This window comes from Ruegeria sediminis, from assembly GCF_005938215.1.
Lineage (GTDB): Bacteria > Pseudomonadota > Alphaproteobacteria > Rhodobacterales > Rhodobacteraceae > Ruegeria > Ruegeria sediminis.
The window spans coordinates 682,552-702,621 of record NZ_VCPD01000002.1 but is presented as its reverse complement, the minus strand read 5'-3'; the positions used below and the strand labels follow the sequence as shown (position 1 = coordinate 702,621).

The 20,070-nt window shown below is 64.1% G+C and carries 20 protein-coding genes; 6 read left to right on the top strand and 14 right to left on the bottom strand.

What is annotated here, in order from left to right:
* The first annotated feature begins 3 nt into the window (after positions 1-3).
* The 6 genes from FGK63_RS07980 to FGK63_RS07955 all read left to right on the top strand — a co-directional run bounded on the left by FGK63_RS07980 (position 4) and on the right by FGK63_RS07955 (position 6,219).
* Entirely contained in the window at positions 4-948 is a 945-nt protein-coding gene (locus tag FGK63_RS07980) for a DUF58 domain-containing protein (RefSeq protein ID WP_138841079.1), read from the top strand.
* The gene (locus FGK63_RS07975) at positions 945-1,427 is read left to right on the top strand and encodes a DUF4381 domain-containing protein (RefSeq protein WP_138841078.1); all 483 of its coding nucleotides are present in this window, start codon (positions 945-947) and stop codon (positions 1,425-1,427) included. The genes FGK63_RS07980 and FGK63_RS07975 overlap by 4 nt, the downstream gene beginning before the upstream one ends.
* A complete protein-coding gene (locus FGK63_RS07970) occupies positions 1,424-2,407 on the top strand; it encodes a VWA domain-containing protein (RefSeq protein ID WP_138841077.1) in 984 nt (327 codons plus the stop codon). The genes FGK63_RS07975 and FGK63_RS07970 overlap by 4 nt, the downstream gene beginning before the upstream one ends.
* Positions 2,407-3,933 carry a vWA domain-containing protein gene (locus FGK63_RS07965; protein ID WP_138841076.1) on the top strand — a complete coding sequence of 509 codons (1,527 nt, stop codon included), beginning with the start codon at positions 2,407-2,409 and terminating at the stop codon, positions 3,931-3,933. Before FGK63_RS07970 ends, FGK63_RS07965 begins: the two co-directional genes overlap by 1 nt.
* Positions 3,930-5,198, top strand: coding sequence for a BatD family protein (locus FGK63_RS07960; protein ID WP_171052595.1), 1,269 nt, complete (start codon positions 3,930-3,932; stop codon positions 5,196-5,198). Before FGK63_RS07965 ends, FGK63_RS07960 begins: the two co-directional genes overlap by 4 nt.
* Positions 5,199-5,313: 115 nt before the next feature.
* A complete protein-coding gene (locus FGK63_RS07955) occupies positions 5,314-6,219 on the top strand; it encodes a complex I NDUFA9 subunit family protein (protein ID WP_138841074.1) in 906 nt (301 codons plus the stop codon).
* Between the two features lie 10 nt (positions 6,220-6,229).
* Here the strand turns inward: FGK63_RS07955 and FGK63_RS07950 are convergent, their stop codons facing one another.
* The 14 genes from FGK63_RS07950 to FGK63_RS07885 all read right to left on the bottom strand — a co-directional run bounded on the left by FGK63_RS07950 (position 6,230) and on the right by FGK63_RS07885 (position 19,988).
* On the bottom strand, positions 6,230-6,925 hold the full coding sequence (locus tag FGK63_RS07950) for an RraA family protein (protein WP_138841073.1): 696 nt from the start codon (positions 6,923-6,925) through the stop codon (positions 6,230-6,232).
* The gene (locus tag FGK63_RS07945; protein WP_138841072.1) at positions 6,922-7,620 is read right to left on the bottom strand and encodes an alpha/beta fold hydrolase; all 699 of its coding nucleotides are present in this window, start codon (positions 7,618-7,620) and stop codon (positions 6,922-6,924) included. The genes FGK63_RS07950 and FGK63_RS07945 overlap by 4 nt, the downstream gene beginning before the upstream one ends.
* Positions 7,617-8,735, bottom strand: a complete 1,119-nt coding sequence (locus FGK63_RS07940) for a cobalamin-independent methionine synthase II family protein (RefSeq protein ID WP_138841071.1) — start codon at positions 8,733-8,735, stop codon at positions 7,617-7,619. The genes FGK63_RS07945 and FGK63_RS07940 overlap by 4 nt, the downstream gene beginning before the upstream one ends.
* Before the next feature lie 67 nt (positions 8,736-8,802).
* Positions 8,803-9,765 (bottom strand): cupin domain-containing protein, encoded by a 963-nt coding sequence (locus FGK63_RS07935; RefSeq protein WP_138841070.1) that lies wholly within the window; start codon positions 9,763-9,765, stop codon positions 8,803-8,805.
* Positions 9,766-9,919: 154 nt separating this feature from the next.
* On the bottom strand, positions 9,920-10,894 hold the full coding sequence (locus FGK63_RS07930) for a nuclear transport factor 2 family protein (protein ID WP_138841069.1): 975 nt from the start codon (positions 10,892-10,894) through the stop codon (positions 9,920-9,922).
* Entirely contained in the window at positions 10,891-11,934 is a 1,044-nt protein-coding gene (locus tag FGK63_RS07925; protein ID WP_425471838.1) for a LacI family DNA-binding transcriptional regulator, read from the bottom strand. The genes FGK63_RS07930 and FGK63_RS07925 overlap by 4 nt, the downstream gene beginning before the upstream one ends.
* Positions 11,934-12,698 carry an SDR family NAD(P)-dependent oxidoreductase gene (locus tag FGK63_RS07920; protein ID WP_138841068.1) on the bottom strand — a complete coding sequence of 255 codons (765 nt, stop codon included), beginning with the start codon at positions 12,696-12,698 and terminating at the stop codon, positions 11,934-11,936. Before FGK63_RS07920 ends, FGK63_RS07925 begins: the two co-directional genes overlap by 1 nt.
* The gene (locus FGK63_RS07915; RefSeq protein WP_246043975.1) at positions 12,695-13,714 is read right to left on the bottom strand and encodes an ester cyclase; all 1,020 of its coding nucleotides are present in this window, start codon (positions 13,712-13,714) and stop codon (positions 12,695-12,697) included. Before FGK63_RS07915 ends, FGK63_RS07920 begins: the two co-directional genes overlap by 4 nt.
* 47 nt (positions 13,715-13,761) lie before the next feature.
* Positions 13,762-15,090 carry a histidinol dehydrogenase gene (gene hisD, locus FGK63_RS07910; protein WP_138841066.1) on the bottom strand — a complete coding sequence of 443 codons (1,329 nt, stop codon included), beginning with the start codon at positions 15,088-15,090 and terminating at the stop codon, positions 13,762-13,764.
* A 12-nt stretch (positions 15,091-15,102) separates the two neighbouring features.
* On the bottom strand, positions 15,103-15,633 hold the full coding sequence (locus FGK63_RS07905) for an ester cyclase (protein ID WP_138841065.1): 531 nt from the start codon (positions 15,631-15,633) through the stop codon (positions 15,103-15,105).
* Positions 15,634-15,636: 3 nt separating this feature from the next.
* Entirely contained in the window at positions 15,637-16,518 is an 882-nt protein-coding gene (locus tag FGK63_RS07900; protein WP_138841064.1) for a carbohydrate ABC transporter permease, read from the bottom strand.
* Between the two features lie 3 nt (positions 16,519-16,521).
* A complete protein-coding gene (locus FGK63_RS07895; protein ID WP_138841063.1) occupies positions 16,522-17,547 on the bottom strand; it encodes a carbohydrate ABC transporter permease in 1,026 nt (341 codons plus the stop codon).
* Positions 17,548-17,632: 85 nt separating this feature from the next.
* Positions 17,633-18,859 carry an ABC transporter substrate-binding protein gene (locus tag FGK63_RS07890; RefSeq protein ID WP_138841062.1) on the bottom strand — a complete coding sequence of 409 codons (1,227 nt, stop codon included), beginning with the start codon at positions 18,857-18,859 and terminating at the stop codon, positions 17,633-17,635.
* A gap of 79 nt (positions 18,860-18,938) precedes the next feature.
* Entirely contained in the window at positions 18,939-19,988 is a 1,050-nt protein-coding gene (locus FGK63_RS07885; RefSeq protein WP_138841061.1) for an ABC transporter ATP-binding protein, read from the bottom strand.
* Positions 19,989-20,070 lie beyond the last annotated feature (82 nt).

Sequence of the window (20,070 nt, the reverse complement as noted above, 5' to 3'; positions counted from 1 at the left end):
GTCATGGCGGGCGCTGCGGATACCGGGCCTGATCCACGAATTCATGTGGACCTGGCCCACCTGCGCCGGTTCGAGCGGCATGCGCGCGCCATCAGTTTCCTGCCGAGGCAACCGGCGCGATCGGCGCTGAATGGGCGCCATGCGTCCCGGCTGAGGGGCAGGGGACTGAATTTCGAAGAGCTTCGCCACTACCAGCATGGCGACGATGTCCGCACCATCGACTGGAAGGTCACCGCCCGTACCGGCGAGCCGCATGTGCGCGTTTTCACCGAAGAACGCGACCGGCCAGCCTTGCTGCTGGTCGATCAGCGAATGAGCATGTTCTACGGAACCGTTCTCAACATGAAATCAGTGACCGCGGCCGAGGCCGCCGCGCTTGCTGCGTGGCGGATGCGTATTCAGGGTGATCGGGTCGGCGGGCTGGTTTTCGGGGATGCCCGCGTCGCGGAATTGCCGCCGCGAGCGAGCGGAGTGGCTCTGAACCGTTTCCTGTCGGTTCTGGCCGAAGCGAACCAGAGCCTGCATGCAGGGTTGCCCGCCAATGGGGCGGTGACACTGAACGGTCAGTTGGAGGCCGCCGCCCGCATTGCCAAGACCGGATTCACGATCCTGGTGTTCAGCGACTTTGCGGGCATGGATACGCAAACAGAGAAACTGGTTCACCGGTTGTCGCTGCACAATGATGTGGTTCTGTTTCCTGTGTCCGACCCGACCGGAGTCGAGCTGCCCGAGGGGTTTCGCATCGTTGCCTCAGATGGGCAACTCCAGATGTCGCTTGAAGGCGCCAGTTCCGAAACCCGCAGACGGCTGCAGGACTATCTCGACAAGCGTCTGGAGCCGGTGCTGGGCTGGAGCCGCAAATACGGAACGCCGGTTCTGCCTTTGACGACGGCCGAAGAGACCTTGCCTCAGATGCTGTCGCTGTTCGGCGCAGGAGAACGGCGATGACCGAGGAAGACTTCGCCGGCAAGAACCTTGCCCAACTGATGGACATGCTTGTCCCACCGCCCGAACCTGATCCCATTCCGATGTGGCCGCAGACCCAAGGATGGATCTGGTTGGCGGTCGTAGTCCTGGCGCTGCTGATCTGGGCCGGGCTGCGCTGGCATGCGCATAGGCAGGCCAACGCTTATCGCCGCGCTGCATTGCAGGAATTGAAGGCCGCGGGTGAGGATCCGGTGGCCATTGCCGTCATTCTTCGCCGCACGGCGCTGAGCGCCTATCCCCGGTCGGAAGTAGCCGGGCTGCTGGGGCGGGAGTGGCTGGCCTTCCTGGATCAAAGCTACGGGGGTAGCGGTTTTGCCGATGGCCCGGGGCAGGCGATAACCCGCGCGCCGTTCGCTGGTGATCGTGCGCCGGTCGCCGGACTGGCCGCGCTGGCCGAGCAATGGGTTCGCCGCCACAGACCGGTGGAAGGGCTGACATGACCCTTTCTCTGGCATTTCCCTGGGCATTCCTTCTGCTGCCCGCGCCGTTCATTGCCTGGCGGTTCCTGCCGCCCTACCGGACGACCAGTCAGGCCATTCGGATTCCCTTCTTCCGCGAGGTGTCCGAGGCAACCGGGCTGACGCCGCGCGAGGGATCGGTCGTCCTGATCCGCAGGCGGCTGCAGGTGGCCACGGCAATCCTATGCTGGCTTCTTGTCCTGACAGGTCTGGCGCGGCCGGAACTGTTGGGTCAGCGCGTCACCGTAGAAAAAGCCGCACGTGATCTGGCCCTGGCGGTGGATCTTTCGGGGTCCATGGACGAACGCGACATGAAGGACTCCGATGGTCAGCCGCAGCAGCGTCTGCAGGTGGTCAAGGACGTGGTGGCCGATTTCGTCTCGCAACGGGATGGCGACCGCATCGGCCTGATCGTGTTCGGTACCAAGGCCTATGTGCAGACGCCATTTACCGAGGATCTCGAGACGGTCGCGCAGATGTTGGACGATACGCGGGTCGGCATGGCCGGTCCCGATACGGCGATCGGCGACGCGATCGGCTTGGCGATCCACACGTTCGAGACAAGCGAGGTCGAACAGCGCCTGCTGGTGCTGCTTTCGGACGGGGCCGACAATGCAAGCCGCATGAGCCCGGTCAACGCGGCCGAGATCGCGGCGCAGGAGGGTGTCACCATCTATACGATCGGCGTCGGAGATCCCTCGGGCAGTGGGAATGACAAAGTGGATCTCGACGCGCTTCAGGATATCGCCCGGCGTGCGAACGGTGACTTCTACTATGGCTTCGATCAGGAAGGGCTGGCGCGCATCTATAACGAGATCGACAGGTTGAACCCGCGGATCACCGAAACTGTGACCTTCCAGCCGCGGCAGCCGCTGGGTTGGATCCCGTTCGGGGCAGCCGTGGTTCTGGCGCTTTGCGCGCTCTTCTGGCTGTCGTTCTGGCCGCAAAGGAAGGCTGTCTGATGGACTCCGTGCTCGACAGCCTGTCGGTCCTGCACCTGCTGCGCCCGTGGTGGCTGCTTCTGGTGCTGCCGGTACTGCTGTTGTGGTGGCGGGTTCGGAGGACGCGTGGGAAAGCGGCGGACCAGCCTTCAGGCATCGCGAGGCACCTGGCCGAGGCGCTGACGGTCGGCGAGGCCGGCGCGAGACGCGTTCAGCCCATCGACGGCGCCGCGCTCGCGATGGTGCTGTTGACCCTCGCTGCTGCCGGCCCGACCTGGAGCAGGGTGCCCAACCCCTTCCTGGCTCAGACGGCGCCGTTGGTTGTGGTATTGGAGGTCAGCGACTCGATGCAGAACCCGGACGTTCCGCCCACGCGGCTGGATCGGGCGCGATTCAAGATAATCGATCTGATCGAACGCCGCGCCGGGGCCAGCACGGCCTTGGTCGCTTATGCCGGCACCGCGCATCGGGTTGCCCCTTTGACCGACGATCCGAACATCCTGAAGGCGCTGCTCGATGGTCTTGGCCCCGAAGTGATGCCCGCCGACGGCGACAACGCGTCGGCGGCGATGCAATTGGCCGAGGCGGAATTGGCGCGAGTGGAAACGCCCGGGGCGATCCTGTTCGTGCTCGATGGGTTGAACAGCGTGGACCTGCCTGCCTTCACCAACCGCTCAGAGGCCGATCCGCCGGTCATGGTCTTGTTCGCAGCGCCTGAAACGGCGACGAAGGGCGCTCTGGACAACATCACCGGCGCCGAGATCATTCAGATGACAGCGGATGACGCGGACCTCGACCGGATCGAACGCGCGGCTCAGGCGGCCTATCGCGCGGCGCTTCTGGGCGATGACCGCCTTGACTGGGAAGATCGCGGCTGGATGCTGGCCTGGCCCGCCGCCGTGATCCTGCTTTTCTGGTTCCGCAAGGGATGGACCGCGCGCTGGGCTCTGGTTCTTGGCCTCGCGCTGGGGTTGTCGGGCCCGAAAAGGGCGGAGGCAGACGTGATCGACTGGTTCTTCACGCCCGACCAACAGGGCATGATGGCGTATCGCGACAAGGATTTCGCCAAGGCGGGTGAGCTGTTCCTCGACCCGATGTGGCGCGCCTATGCCAAGTTTCGCGCGGGTCAATATGCCGATGCCGCCGAGATTTTCGCCCGGATCGAAACGGCCGAGGCGGCGATGGGCGAAGGCATGTCCCGAATTCGCAACCGCGAGTACAGACCGGGCGTCGCAGCTTTTGAGCGCGCGCTGGAACTTCGCCCGGACTATCCGGAGGCGCAGCACAATCTCGAAGTTGCGCGTTACATCGTCGACTATGTCGAAACAGCACGCGAACAGAGCGACACGGGCGAGGAATCCGGTATCGGCGCGGACGACGTCGTCTTTGACAATGAGGCGCAGCGTGGCGCGGAAACGCAGCAGGAATATCAAGAAGAGGTTCCCGAGTTCCAGACCGCCGAACAATGGATGCGCTCGGTCGACACCGACATGAGCGACTTCCTTCGCACTCGGTTTCGACTCGAAGCGGCGGAGGACGGGCAATGAGACCACTTCTGATGCTTCTTGCCCTGATCTGGCCGCTGGCCGGGCTGGCGCAAGACACGCCGCCCGAACCGCGGGTCACGGCCGAACTCAGCGCCGAAAGCGTGACGGTCGGACAGGCGGTGGTTCTGCGGATCACCGTTCTGGTGCCGACCTGGATGCCGACGCCGCCGACCTTTCCCAGCTTCGAGGCGCCGAACCTGATCGTTCGCCTGCCGCAGAACGCCTCGGGCCCGGTCAGCCAGAGTATTGAAGGCGAGACCTGGTCTGGCGTCAGCCGGGCCTACCGGCTCTATCCCATGGTCGAGGGGACATTCACGCTGCCCCCGCAAGTCGTCGATCTGGTCTTTGCCGACCCGCCTTCGACCGATCCGGTTGCGGCCTCGGTTTCCTTGCCGCCGGTTTCCTTTGCCGCCACGGTTCCGGAGGCGGCCCGAGATCTGGACCCACTCATCGTAGCCGGGAGCCTGACGTTGGAACAAACCTACGAAGGTGGTGCCGAAACGCTGGAAGTCGGCGCGGCGGTAACCCGCGAGGTCACGGCCAAGGTCGATGGAACGTCGCCCCTGTTCATCCCGCCGCTTATCGCGCCTGTCGAGGCCGAGGCGGTTCAGGCCTATCCCAAGGATCCGGCGTTGAAGGAAACCGACAACCGCGGCACCTTGTCGGGCCAGCGGATGGATAGCGTGACCTATGTCGCGCGATATGGCGGCGGTGTGAGCCTGCCAGAGATCCGACTCGAGTGGTTCAACAGCACGACGGGCAAGGTCGAAACTGTCAGCGTGCCCGGCATGGATTTCACTGTCGGGGGGCCGGCGCCGCCGCGCGATCCAGTGCTGACGCCGCGCCAGATGGTTCTTGTGGTGGTCGGGCTCTTGTTTTTGGTCTTGATCGGATGGGCGGCCAAACGCTACCTGGCTCCCCCCTTGCTCGACGCTTTGGAACGGCGCAGGCAGCGCCGTTTGGCCAGCGAAGCACATGCGGCGAAATTGCTGCGCTCGGCAATCGGCAAGCATGATCTTCCCTTGGTGGCGCAGCGGCGCCAGATCTGGGACGCAAGGGTATCGCCTGTGGACGACCCAGCAGAGGCAGTCTTTTCGCGCAGCCTCCTCAAGGTCGGCGAAGCCCGCTACGGAAGCAGCCCACAGGCCGAAGCGTCCGCTTGGGCAGAAGTGGCCGCTTCATTTGAAACGATCCGCAAGGCGCGGCTTGCCGCAGCGCGGCATCAGCCCTCCGACAAGGCGTTGGCCCCGCTCAATCCGTTTTGACGCGGTCGTGTTTCCAGCCCGGAAGTTCGAGCTATTTCTGGGACGAGGTTCCTGATTGTTGGGATGGAACACATGGCCGGCTGATGGTTGGCCGCGCGAAGGGAGCGCTGAAGGCGTGACCGCATCAAAACCGGAGAGAAAGGTAATCGTCCTCGGAGGCACCGGCTTCCTTGGCAGCCGGGTCGTTCGGGAATTGCGGAACCAAGGGTTCGCCGTCAGCATCGGAACACGCTTTCCGGAACGGGTGGTCCGGTCGCCCGGTGGGCTCGACGCGGAAGTCGCGGTGGCCAGAAGCGACCTGCGCGACGCCGAAACGCTGAAACGCGCTTTCCAAGGCGCTTCGGCGGTGGTCAATTGCATCGGCCTGTATGTCGAAACCCGCACGGACAGTTTTCGCGACGTGCATGTGACCGGAGCCCGCAACGTGGCGGCGACCGCGGCAACCCTCGGGGTGCGCGACCTGATCCAGATTTCCGGGATCGCAGCGACACGCGATTCTCCCTCTGCCTATGTTCGGGCCCGCGCCGAAGGAGAGGATGAAGTGCGCAGCGCCTTTCCAGCGGCGACGATCCTGCGCCCGAGCGCGATGTTCAGCCGAAGCGGCGCGCTTTTCGGAGATCTCGACGCGCTGGTTCGAAGGATGCCGGTCATTCCACTGTTTGGCGACGGAAGCACCCGGCTCCAGCCCGTTCACGCGGGGGATGTCGCCAAGGCGGTGTCAATGACCGCCGGGGGTGCCGGTCACGGTGGTGTGTTCGAACTGGGTGGGCCTGACGTGTTCACCTACAAGGAAATCCTGGAACGCCTTGCGCGGCGCGCGGGAAAGCGAAGGCTTCTCATGCCTGTGCCTTTCGGGGTCTGGTGGACATTGGCTTCGACTCTGAGCGGGCTTTCCAACCCGCCCCTGACCCCTGCGCATGTCGCGCTCATGCAGCGGGACAACGTGGTCGGCGAAGACGCCGCAACATTTTCGGACTTCGGGATCGAGCCGCAATCCGCGATCGCCCTGGGCCTGGTCTGATGTCAACCCGTTACGTACGAGCCTTTTCAAATTCGGCCCAGGCGGCCTCAAAGGCATCGAAATCGAACCCCTCGACGCGCGCCGGTTCCAGGATCAGGTTTTCGGTCTCCAGCAGCTTTTGGATCGCTCTCTCGAGGGCGGGAATGACCTCGGGGGGAATCACCAAGCCGCCGTGGCGGTCGGCATGGATCAGATCGCCGTCTTGCACCGTCAGGCCGAAGATGGTGACGGGTGTGCCGATCTCGCGCACATGCACGAAGCCGTGGGATGGCCCGACAGAGCCGGCGACGACCGGAAACCCCTCGGGCAGATCGCCGAGGTCGCGCATCACTCCGTTGGTCAGTGCGCCACTGATGCCGAAGCCCCTGTGAATGGTGGTGTTTATCTCGCCCCAATATGCGCCGACGCAGTCGGGAAAATCCATGTCTTCGACAACGGTCACTGCCGGTCGCGGGCCCGAAGCCATGTGGCGGTAGTAGTCCATCCGCCGCGCCTTGATCACTTCGGGCGGCTCGGCCGGAGGGTTCACAGCAGCGATCCTGGCGGTTCGGGCGTAGCCCACCATCGCTCCCGCACCGGTGTCGGAACACAACATGGTGCCCCGCGTGAAGGCGTCGAAGCCGCGCTTGCCCTGCGCCACTTCTATCGCGTTGCAAACGGTCGGAGTGTCGACCTTTTTCAGCAGGTCCAGAAGGGAAGGTGTCATGTGGCCTCCAGCCAGCGGCGCAGCGCCGCGTTGGTTGTCTCGGGTTGTTCCAGTGTGGGTAGGTGCCCGGCGTTTTCCACGATGTGCAGTACCGCACCGGGGATCAGGCCCGCCATGAGTTCGTGCCGCTCGACCGGACAGAGCAGGTCGCCACGTCCGCACAGAACCAGCGCCGGAATGCGCGCGGACAGCAGCGTTTCGGTCTGGTCCGGGCGATCCATCAGGGCCTTGGACTGGATGATGAACACGTCGGGCCCCAGATCCAGCGCCATCTGCATACAGAGGTCGAGAATGGCCCGCTTGTCCGGGCCCTCGGCCAGATAATTGGGCTTCATCTCGTCGCGCATGACCTCGGCCAGCCTGCCTGCGCGCGCGGCGGCGATCTGCGGGCCACGGCGGGCCTTGACCTCGACCCGTTCCGCCAGAGGGTTCGTATCCAACAGCGCGATGCGCTCGACACGCTCGGGGGCTTGCCGCAGAACCTCCATGGCCACGATCCCGCCCATCGACAGCCCCGCCAGCGCGAAACGTGGCGGAGCGTTGGCCAGAACCTCGGCGGCCAGCGCCTGCACCGTGTCATGCGCCGAAATCGGGGCCAGATGGAGAGCAGCCGTTCCCGACAGCGCGGCGATCTGCGGGCCGAACAGCCGCGCGTCGCACATCATTCCCGGGATCAGGACCAAAGGCGCCGTCATCGGGTCAGCGCCGCCCCTTCTGCCAAGGCCGCCAACTTGGCGTAGGCTATATCGGGGTCAACGGCGCCGAAGCCCGCGAAAGTGCCAAAGCCGCAATCGGATCCGGCGATCACCCGGTCGCGGCCCACGATATCGACGAAGCGTTCGATCCTTTGCGCCACCAACTGCGGGTGTTCGACGAAATTCGTGGTCGTATCAACGACGCCAGGAACCAGAACCTTGTCTTCGGGGATTTCCGCCCGGCGTTCCTTGAACACCGTCCATTCATGGGCGTGGCGCGGATTCGAGGTTTCGAACAGCACGTAACGGGATTTCGTGGACATGAGGGTGGAAAAGACCTTGTCCATCGGGATGTCGCAGCAATGCGGACCCTCGTAGTTGCCCCAGCAGATATGCACCCGCACCCTATCCTGCGGCACATCCGACAAGGCGTGATTCAGCGCCTCGACATGCAGGTTGGCAACCTGGACGAAGTCTTCGTCGGACAGGTCGGTGAACAGCATGTGGCGGCTGAGCGCGAGATCCGGGCAGTCGAGTTGCAGATCCAGCCCCGACGCGACGATGGTCTCATACTCCGCCTTCATCGCGTCGGCCAGCGCCGCCAGATAGGCTTCGCGCGTCGGGTAGAAGTCGTTCTGCAGGAAAAGCGAGATCACCCCCGGCGAAGCCGCATTCATGAAGCCGCGTTCAACACCGTGCGCGGCCATCGCAGCCTTGAGATTGGCAATGTCCTTTTCAAGCTCACCCTGGCCCCTGGAGCGCACTTCGCCCACGCACATCGGCCGCGCGTATTGCGGCGTTCCGCCCTCGTTGGCGATGCGCTGGAGGAAACCGGGAAACATCTTGAGATCCGCAGGCGCATTGCGCGGGCTGTCGCCGGCAAAGCCGGTGTAGCGGTCTTTCACGTAGGTCGCATAGGAGATCTTCGAGGTTTCGCCGTCGCTGACGATGTCGATGCCAGCCTCGGCCTGCCTGCGCACGGTTTCCGACACGGCCGCCGTCATGCATGCATCGAAGGCTGCCGGATCATAGGGCTCCTCACGCTCGCGGGCGAATATGAAATCCACCACTTCCTGCGTGCGGGGCAGGGACCCTACGTGAGTTGTCGGAACCATGGCTGATCTCCCTATGTTTGCTCGGGCGGACCGTCTTTTTTGCGGTCCACCCGTTTCGTTTCGCGGATCAGGCTCCTGTCCAGATCGGACCGGCCGGATCGTCGGTAGCGGTGATGCGGAAAAGGCCCGCCGCGCCCGTCATCGAAGGCTCGACGCCATAGCTTTCGCCCGGCAGGACCAGCGCCGTGTCGCCGTTGGACAGTGTAGCTTCGACATCATCAATCGTGACCCGCCAATGGCCGCTGGCCGGCATCAGAACCACCGGCTTTTCGGTCCTGGCCCGTTCCGTCACGCTGGAACCACGCGCCAGGAAATCGACCTCGAAGCCGGGCTTGTCCTTGATCAGGGCGTTCTCGCCGATCACCTTGGCCGGCTTCCGGGCCGCCAGCGCCATCAGATCCCAGTAGCGGGCGACGTAGTCGCGAACTACGTTCTCGACCGGCACCTCCGGGTAGGCTTTCAATTCCTCTTCGGTCAGAACAGGCATCGGTCGCACATTATGCGGCAGTTTCTGGCCCTTCTTGCTGTCGTACAGAACTCCGTTGTCGCCCAGCATTAGCCCATGAGCCTTGGCGTCTTCGATGACCTGCGGGGCCCAGGTCACGCCGCCGCCAGCATCGTCACCGCCCAGGATCGACATGATCATCCCGTAATCCGTGCCGACATTCTCGAAACCGCGGAAGATGCCGGTCGGGATGTTGAAGATATCGCCTTCCTCGGCGATGAACTCGCCCGCCGTACCGTAACGGCCCCAGAAAAAGCGCCACCGCCCTTTTGCGACGAAGAACACCTCGGCCGTGGTGTGGCTGTGCAACGAGTTGCGGCACTTCGGCGGCTGGCCCGCGGCGCCGATATTGAACCCGATCTTGTCGGTGATGTGGACGTGCTGGTCGGGGCTTTCGCTGACACCGCCACCGATGATGGTAAAGTTCTCTTTCTGGTCCGAGCCGGGCGTATGCGCGTCGATGAAGGCGGTCTTGCAGGGCTTCAACTCGCCATAACGTACGATGCGGCTTTCGATAGTGCTCATGTCTTTCATCCTTTTCTGCATTGAGGTTTGATCGGATCAAACCGCACTACCGGGTGGGTGGTTGTTCAGCCGCCGGGCGCGCAGGGCCGCGCGGTGGGTGTGGAACCGCTGGGTCGTTTGTCCGGCATCCAGATTTGAGAAACGGTAAGTCATCCTACAGATCGCCGGTTTCCAGCAGGATCTGTTTCCAGATCGAAGTCTCGTCGAACAGCGTGTACTCGCGGCGCAGACCCCAAGGCCCGAACTCGGCATGCGAAATGCCCAGCACGTAGACCTCGGCGCCGGTTGGCGTTCCGAAGGCGCCCCAGCCGTCATGCTTGCCATGCAGCGACCAGCGAACCGCGGCGCGGGGCGGCATCATCCGGTCCTCGCGGCCGATCTGGTGATAGATGGAGAACTTTGCGTCCGGGACCGAGGCGCGTAGCCCCATCCAGAACCTGTCCACCGGGCTCCAACTCACGCCACTGACGCCTCCGGGATATTCGGACTGCACGCAGCGGTCGTACTCGGACTCGATCACCGCCATGTCGGCGCCCATGATGCGGGTCAGGATGTCGGCGTATTTCTGGCCCCATTCGTTGTCATTGCCGCGGCCCGTGTAGGGGCCTTCGGCGTCGTTGGCCGGGGTCAGGGGTCGGACGCAGTTTTCCGGTCCGCCTTCGCGGGCAATCAGGTCTCGGGCATAGTCCACCACGTCCCAACCCATCTGCCGAACGATGGCGCCCTGGTCGCGGATCAGCCATTCGTCGTTGATCTGGTTGTCGATGGCATGGCAGTCGGCGAGGATCCTATACTGCAGTTTCCTGCCGGTGGCCTTTCCATAGACGCCATCGCCAAGATGCGTCGCGGTCGAGATGATGCGGTGCGAACTCAGCATCCCGTCTTCGGGCGTGCCGCACCAGATCACGTCTTCGCCATAGAGGGCGCGGTCGGGGAATTCGGCCAGTGTCGCCATCGTGGCGCCGATCACCTTCTGGTTGCCCAGCACTACCGAGGCGGGCGAACGCACCACGATGTCCGGTGCGTAATAGTGGTGCAGCGTGGCAATGCCGCGGTCTTCCCAGATTTCCTTGGTGATGCCGATTACGTAATCGGGGAAATCCTTGAACTTCGGGTCGAAGCCTTTCATGTGTTCCGTCCTTCCAAGGGCAAATTCATGGGACGGCGGGCCGATCCGCGCGGGATCAGCGGACCGTCGATCTCGACCCGGCGCGGGGCCGCGGTCTGTGGGGTTTCGATATGTTCCATCAGCGCAGCTACTGTTTCCTCGACCATCAGGTTCGCGCGCTGGCGCACGGTGGTCAGGTCATAAGCGGGCCATGCGGCGGGGGGAACGTCGTCGTACCCCACGACCGAAACGTCTTCGGGGACACGCAACCCGAGTTCGAAGCGCAGCACGTCCATCACCGCCAGCGCCATGTGGTCGTTGGCGATGAAGACGCAGTCGGGCCGGGTTTCCGGCGCCCCGCCGAACATCGCCCGCGCTGCCTGCCGAGCCCTTTCGGTGTGAAAGTCGCCCACTTCGCGCGCGAAAAGAGGTATCCCGGCGGTTGCGAGACCCTGCCGGAACCCCGCTTCGCGATCGCGTTGGGTCGATGCGCCCTCCCATCCCGCGATGTAGCCGGGCCGGGTATGTCCGCCCGCCACGAGAAACTCGGCCACCTTGCGCCCGCCGGCGAAGTTGTCCGAGGTAACCGAGGTGATGCCTTCGATGTCCTGGCTGCGGTTGAACAGGACGACCGGCACGCCCGCCGCCAGGCAGCGCGAAGTGATGTCCGAGGACATGGCGACCGAGGCGGTAACGATGCCGTCAACCTGATAGTCGAGGATTTCATCCATCACGTTGTCGATGCTGCCGGAGGTCTGGGAGGCCATGAAGACCAGCACGTGGTAACCGCGTTGCTGCAGTGCGTTGGACAGTTTCTCCAGCGCAGATGGGTAGAACTGGTTTTCGAGATAGGCGACGACCAGCCCGATGATCCGGCTCTTGCCCGACACCATGGCACGGGCAAGGACGTTGGGGCGATAGCCCAGTTCCGCGGCCGCCTTGCGCACCTTTTCGGCGGTCTTTTTCGAAACCGAAGCGCCGGGGGTGAATACCCGACTGACCGCCGACTGGCTGACGCCAGCGCGCGCCGCAACCTCAGCCGATGTGACCTTGTCCGCCATCAGTCCGCCGTCCAACCCCCGTCGATCATCAGCGCCGTGCCCGTGACCAGCGCCGAAGCGTCCGAGGCCAGGAATACCACTGCGCCCATGATGTCCTCGACCTCGCCGATACGTCCCAACTTGATCTTTTCCTCCACCCAGGCTCGGCGCTCGGGGCGGTCGAAGGTCTGCCGGGTCAGGGGCGTCACGATGAAGGTGGGGCAGATCGTGTTGACGCGGATGCCATGCTTGCCCCATTCGATCGCCATCGACTTGGTGAACCCCTCGACCGCATGCTTGGTCGCGGCATAGACCGCCCGATCGATGCCGCCGACCTTGGCCATCTGGCTGCTGATGTTGATGAGTGTTCCGGGCTTGCCTGCGTCCAGCAATCCGCGCGCAACCGCCCGGGTCAGGAAATAGGCGCCCTTGACGTTCAGACCGGCCACCGCGTCGAAGTCCTCTTCGGTGGTGTCGACGGCCGGCGCATGGCGGGCCAGCCCGGCGGAGTTTACCAGGATGTCGAAAGGGCCATGCGTGGCCACGGCGGCCTGTGTCGCGGTCACGTCGGCAACGTCCAGCGGCATTGCCTGCGCGTTCATTCCGGCCTTGCTCATCTCGTTCACCAGTTCCTCCAGCGCCTCGACGCGACGGGCGGCTACGGTGACGTCGGCACCAGCTTCGGCCAGCGCCACTGCGCAGGCGAGTCCAATGCCGGAACTGGCGCCCGCGACGAGGGCGCGTTTGCCGTCAAGACGGAACGAGGGCGTTTTCGGCAGGGTCACGGGCGGCCTCCTTTCAGGGCGAGCGGCGCAAGGTTTCTGGCCTTGTTGAACTCTCTGAGCCTCGCCAGAACGTCAATGCCGACCTGTGCATAGAGGTCGAGCAGATCCACGAGCACCCAGTTCTCGCGGATGAGGCCGTTCTCGATCCGCCAGAAATCAAGGCTGCGCATGGTGACAGTCTGTCCTGCGGGCGCGATGCCCAGCCAGCCGCCGCAGGTGATCGTCTGCTTCATGTTGGGCCAACCGGTGACGGCGGCATAGTCGCCGTCGCCAAAGAAGTGAAAGACCAATTCGTCGTTGTGCGCCCCTCGATCCGGCATGGCGTTCAGGAACGGGATCTGATGCCAGTTGCGGAACCCTTCGATGCCCCGCGCAGTGCCGATACCGGCCGGTCCATACCAGTTCATCCGCGGGTGCCAGAACCGCTCCATCTCCATCACTTCGGGGCCGCCCTGTTTGGGATGGCGGGTCAGGTGGTCCAGCATGTCGAGCACGCGCCGGCAGGACGCTTCGGCGCGATCGGCATCCCAAGGACCGGGAACCAGGCCGTCCTGCGTCGCCGGGCCGGGCACGAACATCTCGCGCCCGAGACTGGGGGCCAAGGGCCAGGCGTTGGCCTGCATCATCAGTTCGGGAATGTCCCAGATTGCCTGGATCTCGGCGACGCGGCCGTTTTCGATCCGGTAGAACTCGTGAAACCGCATGTGTACAAAATGGCCGGTGGGCGGAATGTCCAGCCACGGGGCAGTGAATGTGCCGACATAGTGCCCACCTGCGCCGACCCAGTCGGCGCCCTCGGCGGTGCGGCCCGCCATGATGATCCAGTCGCGGCGTTCCAGGTCGGGGATCGCCCGGAACAGCGGCGCCAGGGCGCGGTCAAAAAAGGCGTCGGGTCCGGCCAACTCTCCGAGCGGATGTGCCAGCCGGACCGGGGTGTCTGGAGCCAATACCTGCGCCAGAACGGAGCGGACACGCGCCTCATCAAAGTCCCGCATGGCCGCAAAAAGCGGCTGCATGAGGGCTTTGTTCCGACTGTGCTCGTCCATCTTTCTGACCGCTCCGGTTACTCGGCCGCCTCGCGATAGGGCGCGCCCTCGCCGTAGGGGACGTTGATGCCGCCATAGCGGCGCACCCGGACGTTGCACTGTTCGGCGTGGCCGACGAAGCCTTCGAGGATGCACAGGCGCGAGCCGTATTCGCCGATCAGCGTCGCCGCCTCGTCGGTCAGGATCTTCTGGTAGCTGTGCGTCTTGAGGAACTTGCCGACCCAGAGCCCGCCGGTGTAGCGGCCGGCCTTTTTCGTGGGAAGTGTATGATTTGTACCGATCACCTTATCCCCGTTTGACACGTTTGTACGCGGCCCCAGGAACAGCGCGCCGTAGCAGGTCATGTTGTCCAGGAACCAATCGTCGCGGTCGGTCATCACCTGCACGTGCTCGCTGGCGATGTCGTCGGCCACCTGCAGCATCTCGTCATAGGTGTCGCACAGGATCACCTCGCCGTAGTCCTGCCAGCTGACCCGGGCGGTGCCGGCGGTGGGCAGGATGCCGAGGAGGCGGTCGATCTCGGTCAGCGTCTCCTCGGCCAGCCTGCGCGAGTTGGTGACCAGGACCGCCGGCGAGTTGTAGCCGTGCTCGGCTTGGCCCAGCAGGTCGGTGGCGCAGATCTCGGCATCCACGGTCTCGTCCGCGATCACCATGGTCTCGGTCGGGCCCGCGAATAGGTCGATGCCGACGCGGCCGAACAGCTGTCGCTTGGCCTCGGCCACGAAGGCGTTGCCGGGGCCGACCAGCATGTGAACCGGCTCGATCGTCTCGGTTCCCAGCGCCATGGCGCCGATCGCCTGGATGCCGCCCATCACGTAGATCTCGTGCGCGCCGCCCAGATGCATCGCGGCGATCACCGCCGGGTTGGGCTTGCCCTGGAACGGCGGGGTGCAGGCGATGATGCGCGGCACGCCGGCGACCGTCGCGGTGGCCACCGACATATGCGCCGAGGCCACCATCGGGAACTTGCCGCCCGGCACGTAGCAGCCCACCGACTGCACCGGAATGTTCTTGTGCCCGAGGATCACCCCGGGCAGGGTCTCGACCTCGATGTCCAGCATCGAGTCCCGCTGGGCGCGGGCGAAGTTCATCACCTGCTCCTGCGCGAACTTGATGTCGGCCAGCTCGCGCTCGGAAAGCTGCGCGATCAGGTCGTCGATCTCCTGCTGGCTCAGCCGGAAGGAAGCCGGCGAATAGTTGTCGAACTTCTCGGAAAGTTCGCGCACCGCCGCGTCGCCCCGCGCCTCGATGTCCTTCAGCGTCGCCTCGACCACCGCCCGCGTCCTGGCGTCGTCCTCGGCCCGGTCAGCCTCGGGCTTGCCGCGTTTGAGATACTCGATTGCCATTGTCTCAGATCCTCACTTTTCGGGTCGGGGCGGTGTCTTTTCGCCCCGGTCAAATGCTTCCCAGCCGTGGCCGTCGAACAGATCGACGCCCAGCTGCGCGGCGATATGGGGGAAATCGACGTTCACCCAGTTGTCGACGATCTTGCCGTCCACGACCTTCCAGAAATCCATGTAGCGGATCTCGACCCGCTTGCCGGTGGGCGCGATGCCGAGAAATTCGCCGGAATGCGTCGCCTCCTGCCGGCCGAAGGCGGCCGCCCATTCGCCCATGTAAAGCCGCGCCTCGTCGATGCAGACCTTGTCCGAGAAAGCGGCCTGGAAGGGGCGCTGCCAGTTCTCCTGGAACTCGCGCAGCCCGGTCTTGGTGCCGCAGCCCCGGTTGCCCATCCAGCGGAAACCGTCGGCGAAGAACTCGCCGATGTCGTCGATCCGGTGGTCGTTGAGGCCGTCGACCATACGCTCGATCACGGCGCGGGTCTCGTCCGTCTTGTCCATGTCGGTGCCGCGGGTCAGCACGGCCTGTTCGGGGCGGGTGCCTTTCATCGGTCAGCCTTTCACCGCGCCCTGGGTCAGGCCGGAAACGATCTGGCGCTGGAAGAACATCACCAGGATGAACAGCGGCACGGTGGCCGAGACCACGGCGGCGACCGCGAACATCACGTTGCCCTCGGTCTGGGTGGTGCCCAGGAAGCTGGCGATCTTGGGCACCATCGTCTGGTTCTCCTTGCTCAGCAGCATCGCGGTCACGGCGAAGTCGTTGTAGGCCAGCAGGAAGCTGAACAGCCCTGTGGTGATGACGCCCGGCCACATCACCGGGATGATCACGTGGCGGAAGGCCTTGAACTGGGTGCAGCCGTCGACCTTGGCGCTTTCGTCAAGTTCCTTGGGGATCTTCTGGAAGAAGCTGTAGAGCATCCACAGGGTGAATGGCTGGTTGATCGCCACCAGGACGATGATGGTGGTGGCCAGGTGTCCCCAGAGGTTCCATTCGAAGAACGGCAGCAGATAGCCGGACACCAGAGTGATCGGCGGCATGGCGCGGAAGATAAGCGCGGTGATCAGCAGCCAGAAGGTGTAGCGGTAACCGGACCGGGACAGCGCGTAGCCGCCCAGAGTGCCGATGGTCAGCGAGGTGCAGACCACGAAAAAGCAGACCAGGGTCGTGTTGATCGCCGAGCGCCAGAATTCCTCCTGCACCCAGGCTCCGTAATAGCCGTCGGTGGTGAAGGGCGAGCCTTTTTCGGCCAGGGTGCGCGGGCCGGTCAGGGCGTTCATCCAGTCGGCCTTGGAGAAAAAGTCGAGTTCCACCTTGAACGACCCCCAGAGCGTCCAGAGGAAGGGGAAGGCGGCCACCAGAAGCCAGAGCACGACAAAGGCCACGGTGACGATGCGCAGATAGGCGGGGGCTTGTTGAGCTTTCGATGCCATGGGTCAGACCTTCGCGTTGAAATCGCGCCAGGTGCGCACGAGGACCGGCGCCAGCAGGATCGCCACGCCGAGGATTGTGAGGACGGACGATGTTGCGGCCGAGGACAGCAGGCGGGTTTCGCCGCCGAGATCGTTGTAGATGAACCAGCTGAGCGAGGTTGCATGCGCCTCGGAGTTGAAGCCGAGGATCGGCTCGAAGACGCGGAAATTGTCCATAAGCTGGATCAGCGCCACGAATGTCACCAGCGGCATCAGATGCGGGATGATGACGTAGCGGGTCCGCTGCCAGCGGGTCGCGCCGTCGATCTGCGCGCTTTCCAGCTGGTCCTGCGGCAGAGTCTGCAGGCCGGCGTAGAAGACCACGAAGGAAAACGGCGCGGCGTGCCATACGCCATAGACGATCAGCATCACCCAGGTGAGCCCGGTCGAAGCCTTGAGCGACAGGTTGGGATCGCTGAACAGCCATTGCAGCGCGGCGCCGATGACGCCCCTGCTGTCGATCATCCAGAACAGCACCAGCGAGCCGATGAGTGGCGACACGATCATCGGCAGCAGCGAAAAGAAGATCACCAGGCCCTTGAGGTGACGGTGCAGCGTGTTCACCGCGACCGCGATCATGAAGCCCAGGATCAGCATCAGCGGCGTCACCGTGAAGGTGAAGGTCAGCGTGAAGGCCATCGCCCGGTAGAAGGGCAGGTTGCTGAGTTGCGAGAAGAACGCGCCCAGGCCGTCGCTGGTTCTCCAGGCCTGCGCCACTTCGGCCACGGCCAGGTGCCCGCGGTCGAAATAGATGTCGAGGCCGACGAACTTGCCCAGCGGCTCGGCCGTCCGCAGGGCGGCGGTGGCCTCCTGGTCGATGACGGTCGTGTCCTTGCATCCGAAGGGGCCGCAGTTCTTTGTCACTGTCAGCACCGCGTCATGCGGCGTGTGCAGCGACTGCGTCACCACCGAGACGATCGGCAGGGCGATGAACAGCAGCATGGCCGCGGCCGTCGGCAGGATGAACCAGAAGAACGTGCGATGTTTCATTGACCCTGTCCGCGTGTTTTGGAGTTTCGGTTCGGGTTGTGGCCGGGCGGAGGCGCCTCCTGCCCGGCCACGGGGAGGAAGAAGGTTACTGCAGGAAGCCTTTTTCCTTGGCCGCGGCGGTATAGGCCGCCTCGACATCGGCCAGCGCCTGCTCGGCGCTTTCCTTGCCCTGCATGAAGTCCGAAAGCTCGGTCCCCAGCGCGGTGTGCAGCAGCCCCATGTAGGGCAGCATCGGGTAGGGGGTCGTCTCGCTCTGGATCGCGTCATAGACGCCCTGTGCTGCCTCGGTCGGCTCGTAGCCGTCGATCAGCCAGACCGCCAGCGGCCTCATCTCGTCGTTGAGGCGCTCGGGCGCGATGCCGTGGGTCATCGCGACGAAGGTGGCCTCGGCATCCTCGTCGGTGATGTTCTTGGACACGGTCCAGCCGTCCCACCACAGGGTCGACGCCGGTGTGGTGCCGCCGCCGACAGTCAGGGGGCCGGCGATCGCGAAGCCGTTCTTCACGTCGTCCGTGACACCTTCGGCCTCGGTCATGGTGGCGGCGCGCGAGCCCCACATGTGCATCAGCGCGACGTTGCCGGCGCGGAATTCGGCGTTGGTTGCGTTCGAGTCATGGGTCAGGAAGTCCGGGTTCATGTACTCGGACAGCGCCTTCATCATGTTCAGCGCGGCAACGCCCTTTTCGTTGTTGATCGACACCTCGGCGGTGCCTTCCTTGAAGAACTCGCCGCCGTGGCCCAAGAACATGTTGTTGAATTCCTGCGCCAGGTTCCAGCCCGCCTTGTAGGGGCCGCCGATCGGGTTTTCCATCAGCCCGGCCTCGCGGATCTTCTTGGCGGCTTCCAGCATCTCTTCGTAGGTCGTCGGCGTTTCGACGCCCGCCTGTTCAAGGATGTCCTTGCGGTAGACGAGGTGCTGCGCGTTGGCCATGAAGGCCACCGCCATCACCTTGCCGTCCACGACGATCAGCTGGTTCGGTGACAGGCTCTGGCCGTGCTTCGCGACCAGGTCGTCCAACGGACGGATCACGTCCTCGTTCATCAGCGCCACGATCGACGAGTTGGCGATGATCGCCGAGGTGTACTCGGCCGGGTTGCCGGTCATGCCCGCGACGTTGATCTTCTGGTGATCGGCGGTCAGGTTCGCTTTGACCTCGCCGCCGGAGCATTCCTTGGCACCGTCGGCCACGGCGTGGATCGCCGGGAATTCGTTGCCGATGATGTTGACGCGGCCGGAGATTTCGCAGGCGGCATGTGCACCCCCCGCCGACACCGCCAGAACGCTGGCTGCGATGACTTTCTTCAGAAACATCAGTTCCTCCCTGAGAATATGGGTGCATCTTCGAAGTCTGCACCCGTTGATCCCGCACGCGGCGGGAATAGGCGGGGCGTCACGGCCCCATCCGCTCACCCGTCGTGGCGTCGAACAGGTGGCAGTGATCGGTATGGACATGGAGCGAAACCTGGTCGCCGATTTCGGCCCGGTAGTTCTTGTCGGCCTTGACCGCCACCAGCGCGCCGCCGATGCGGACCGAGACCATGGTCGCGTCGCCCAGCAGTTCCATCGTATAGATCGGGGCGTTGATCTCGCCGCCCGACTCGACGACGTTGGCATCCTCGGCGCGGAAACCCAGCGTCACGGGGCCGTCCGGCGCATCGAGGCCGGGGATCACCGAATTCTGGGCCTTGAACACCCCGCCTTCGATCACCCCGTCCACAAGGTTCATGGCCGGATTGCCGATGAAGCTGGCGACGAAGGTGTTGGCGGGCGTGTCGTAGATTTCGGTCGGGCTTCCGACCTGCTGGACGACGCCCTTTTTCATCACGACGACCCTGTCGGCCAGCGTCATCGCTTCGATCTGGTCATGGGTCACGTAGATCGTGGTGGCGGCCAGGTCGTGGCTGAGGTTCTTGATCTGCGCGCGGGTGGACACGCGCAGCTTGGCGTCGAGGTTCGAGAGCGGCTCGTCCATCAGGAACACCTTGGGCTTGCGCACGATGGCGCGCGCCAGCGCCACGCGCTGACGTTGGCCGCCCGACAGCTCGGCCGGCTTGCGGTCGAGGAAATCCAGAAGCTCGACCCGCTCGGCCGCCTGCAGGACGCGCTCCTTGTGGGTCGAGGGGTCGGTGCCGCGCACCTTCAGCGGGAAGCGGATGTTCTCGTAGACGTTCATGTTGGGGTAGAGGGCGTAGCTCTGGAACACCATGGCGATGTCTCGGTCCTTGGGCTCCAGATCGTTGACCCGTTTGCCGCCGATCAGAATGTCGCCTTCTGTCGTATCCTCGAGTCCCGCAATCATGCGCATCGTGGTGGTCTTGCCGCAGCCCGAAGGGCCCAGCAGCACGAGGAATTCCTTGTCAGCTATCGTCAGGTCGAAATTGTTGACCCCGACAAAACTGCCCCAACGCTTGCTGATGTTGCGCAGCTGGATCTCGGCCATGGTTCCTCCCTGAGCAGAATCGCTTTTGCATACGTTTGCAAAATTTGTAGAGCCGATAATTCGTACTTGCAAGACATATTTG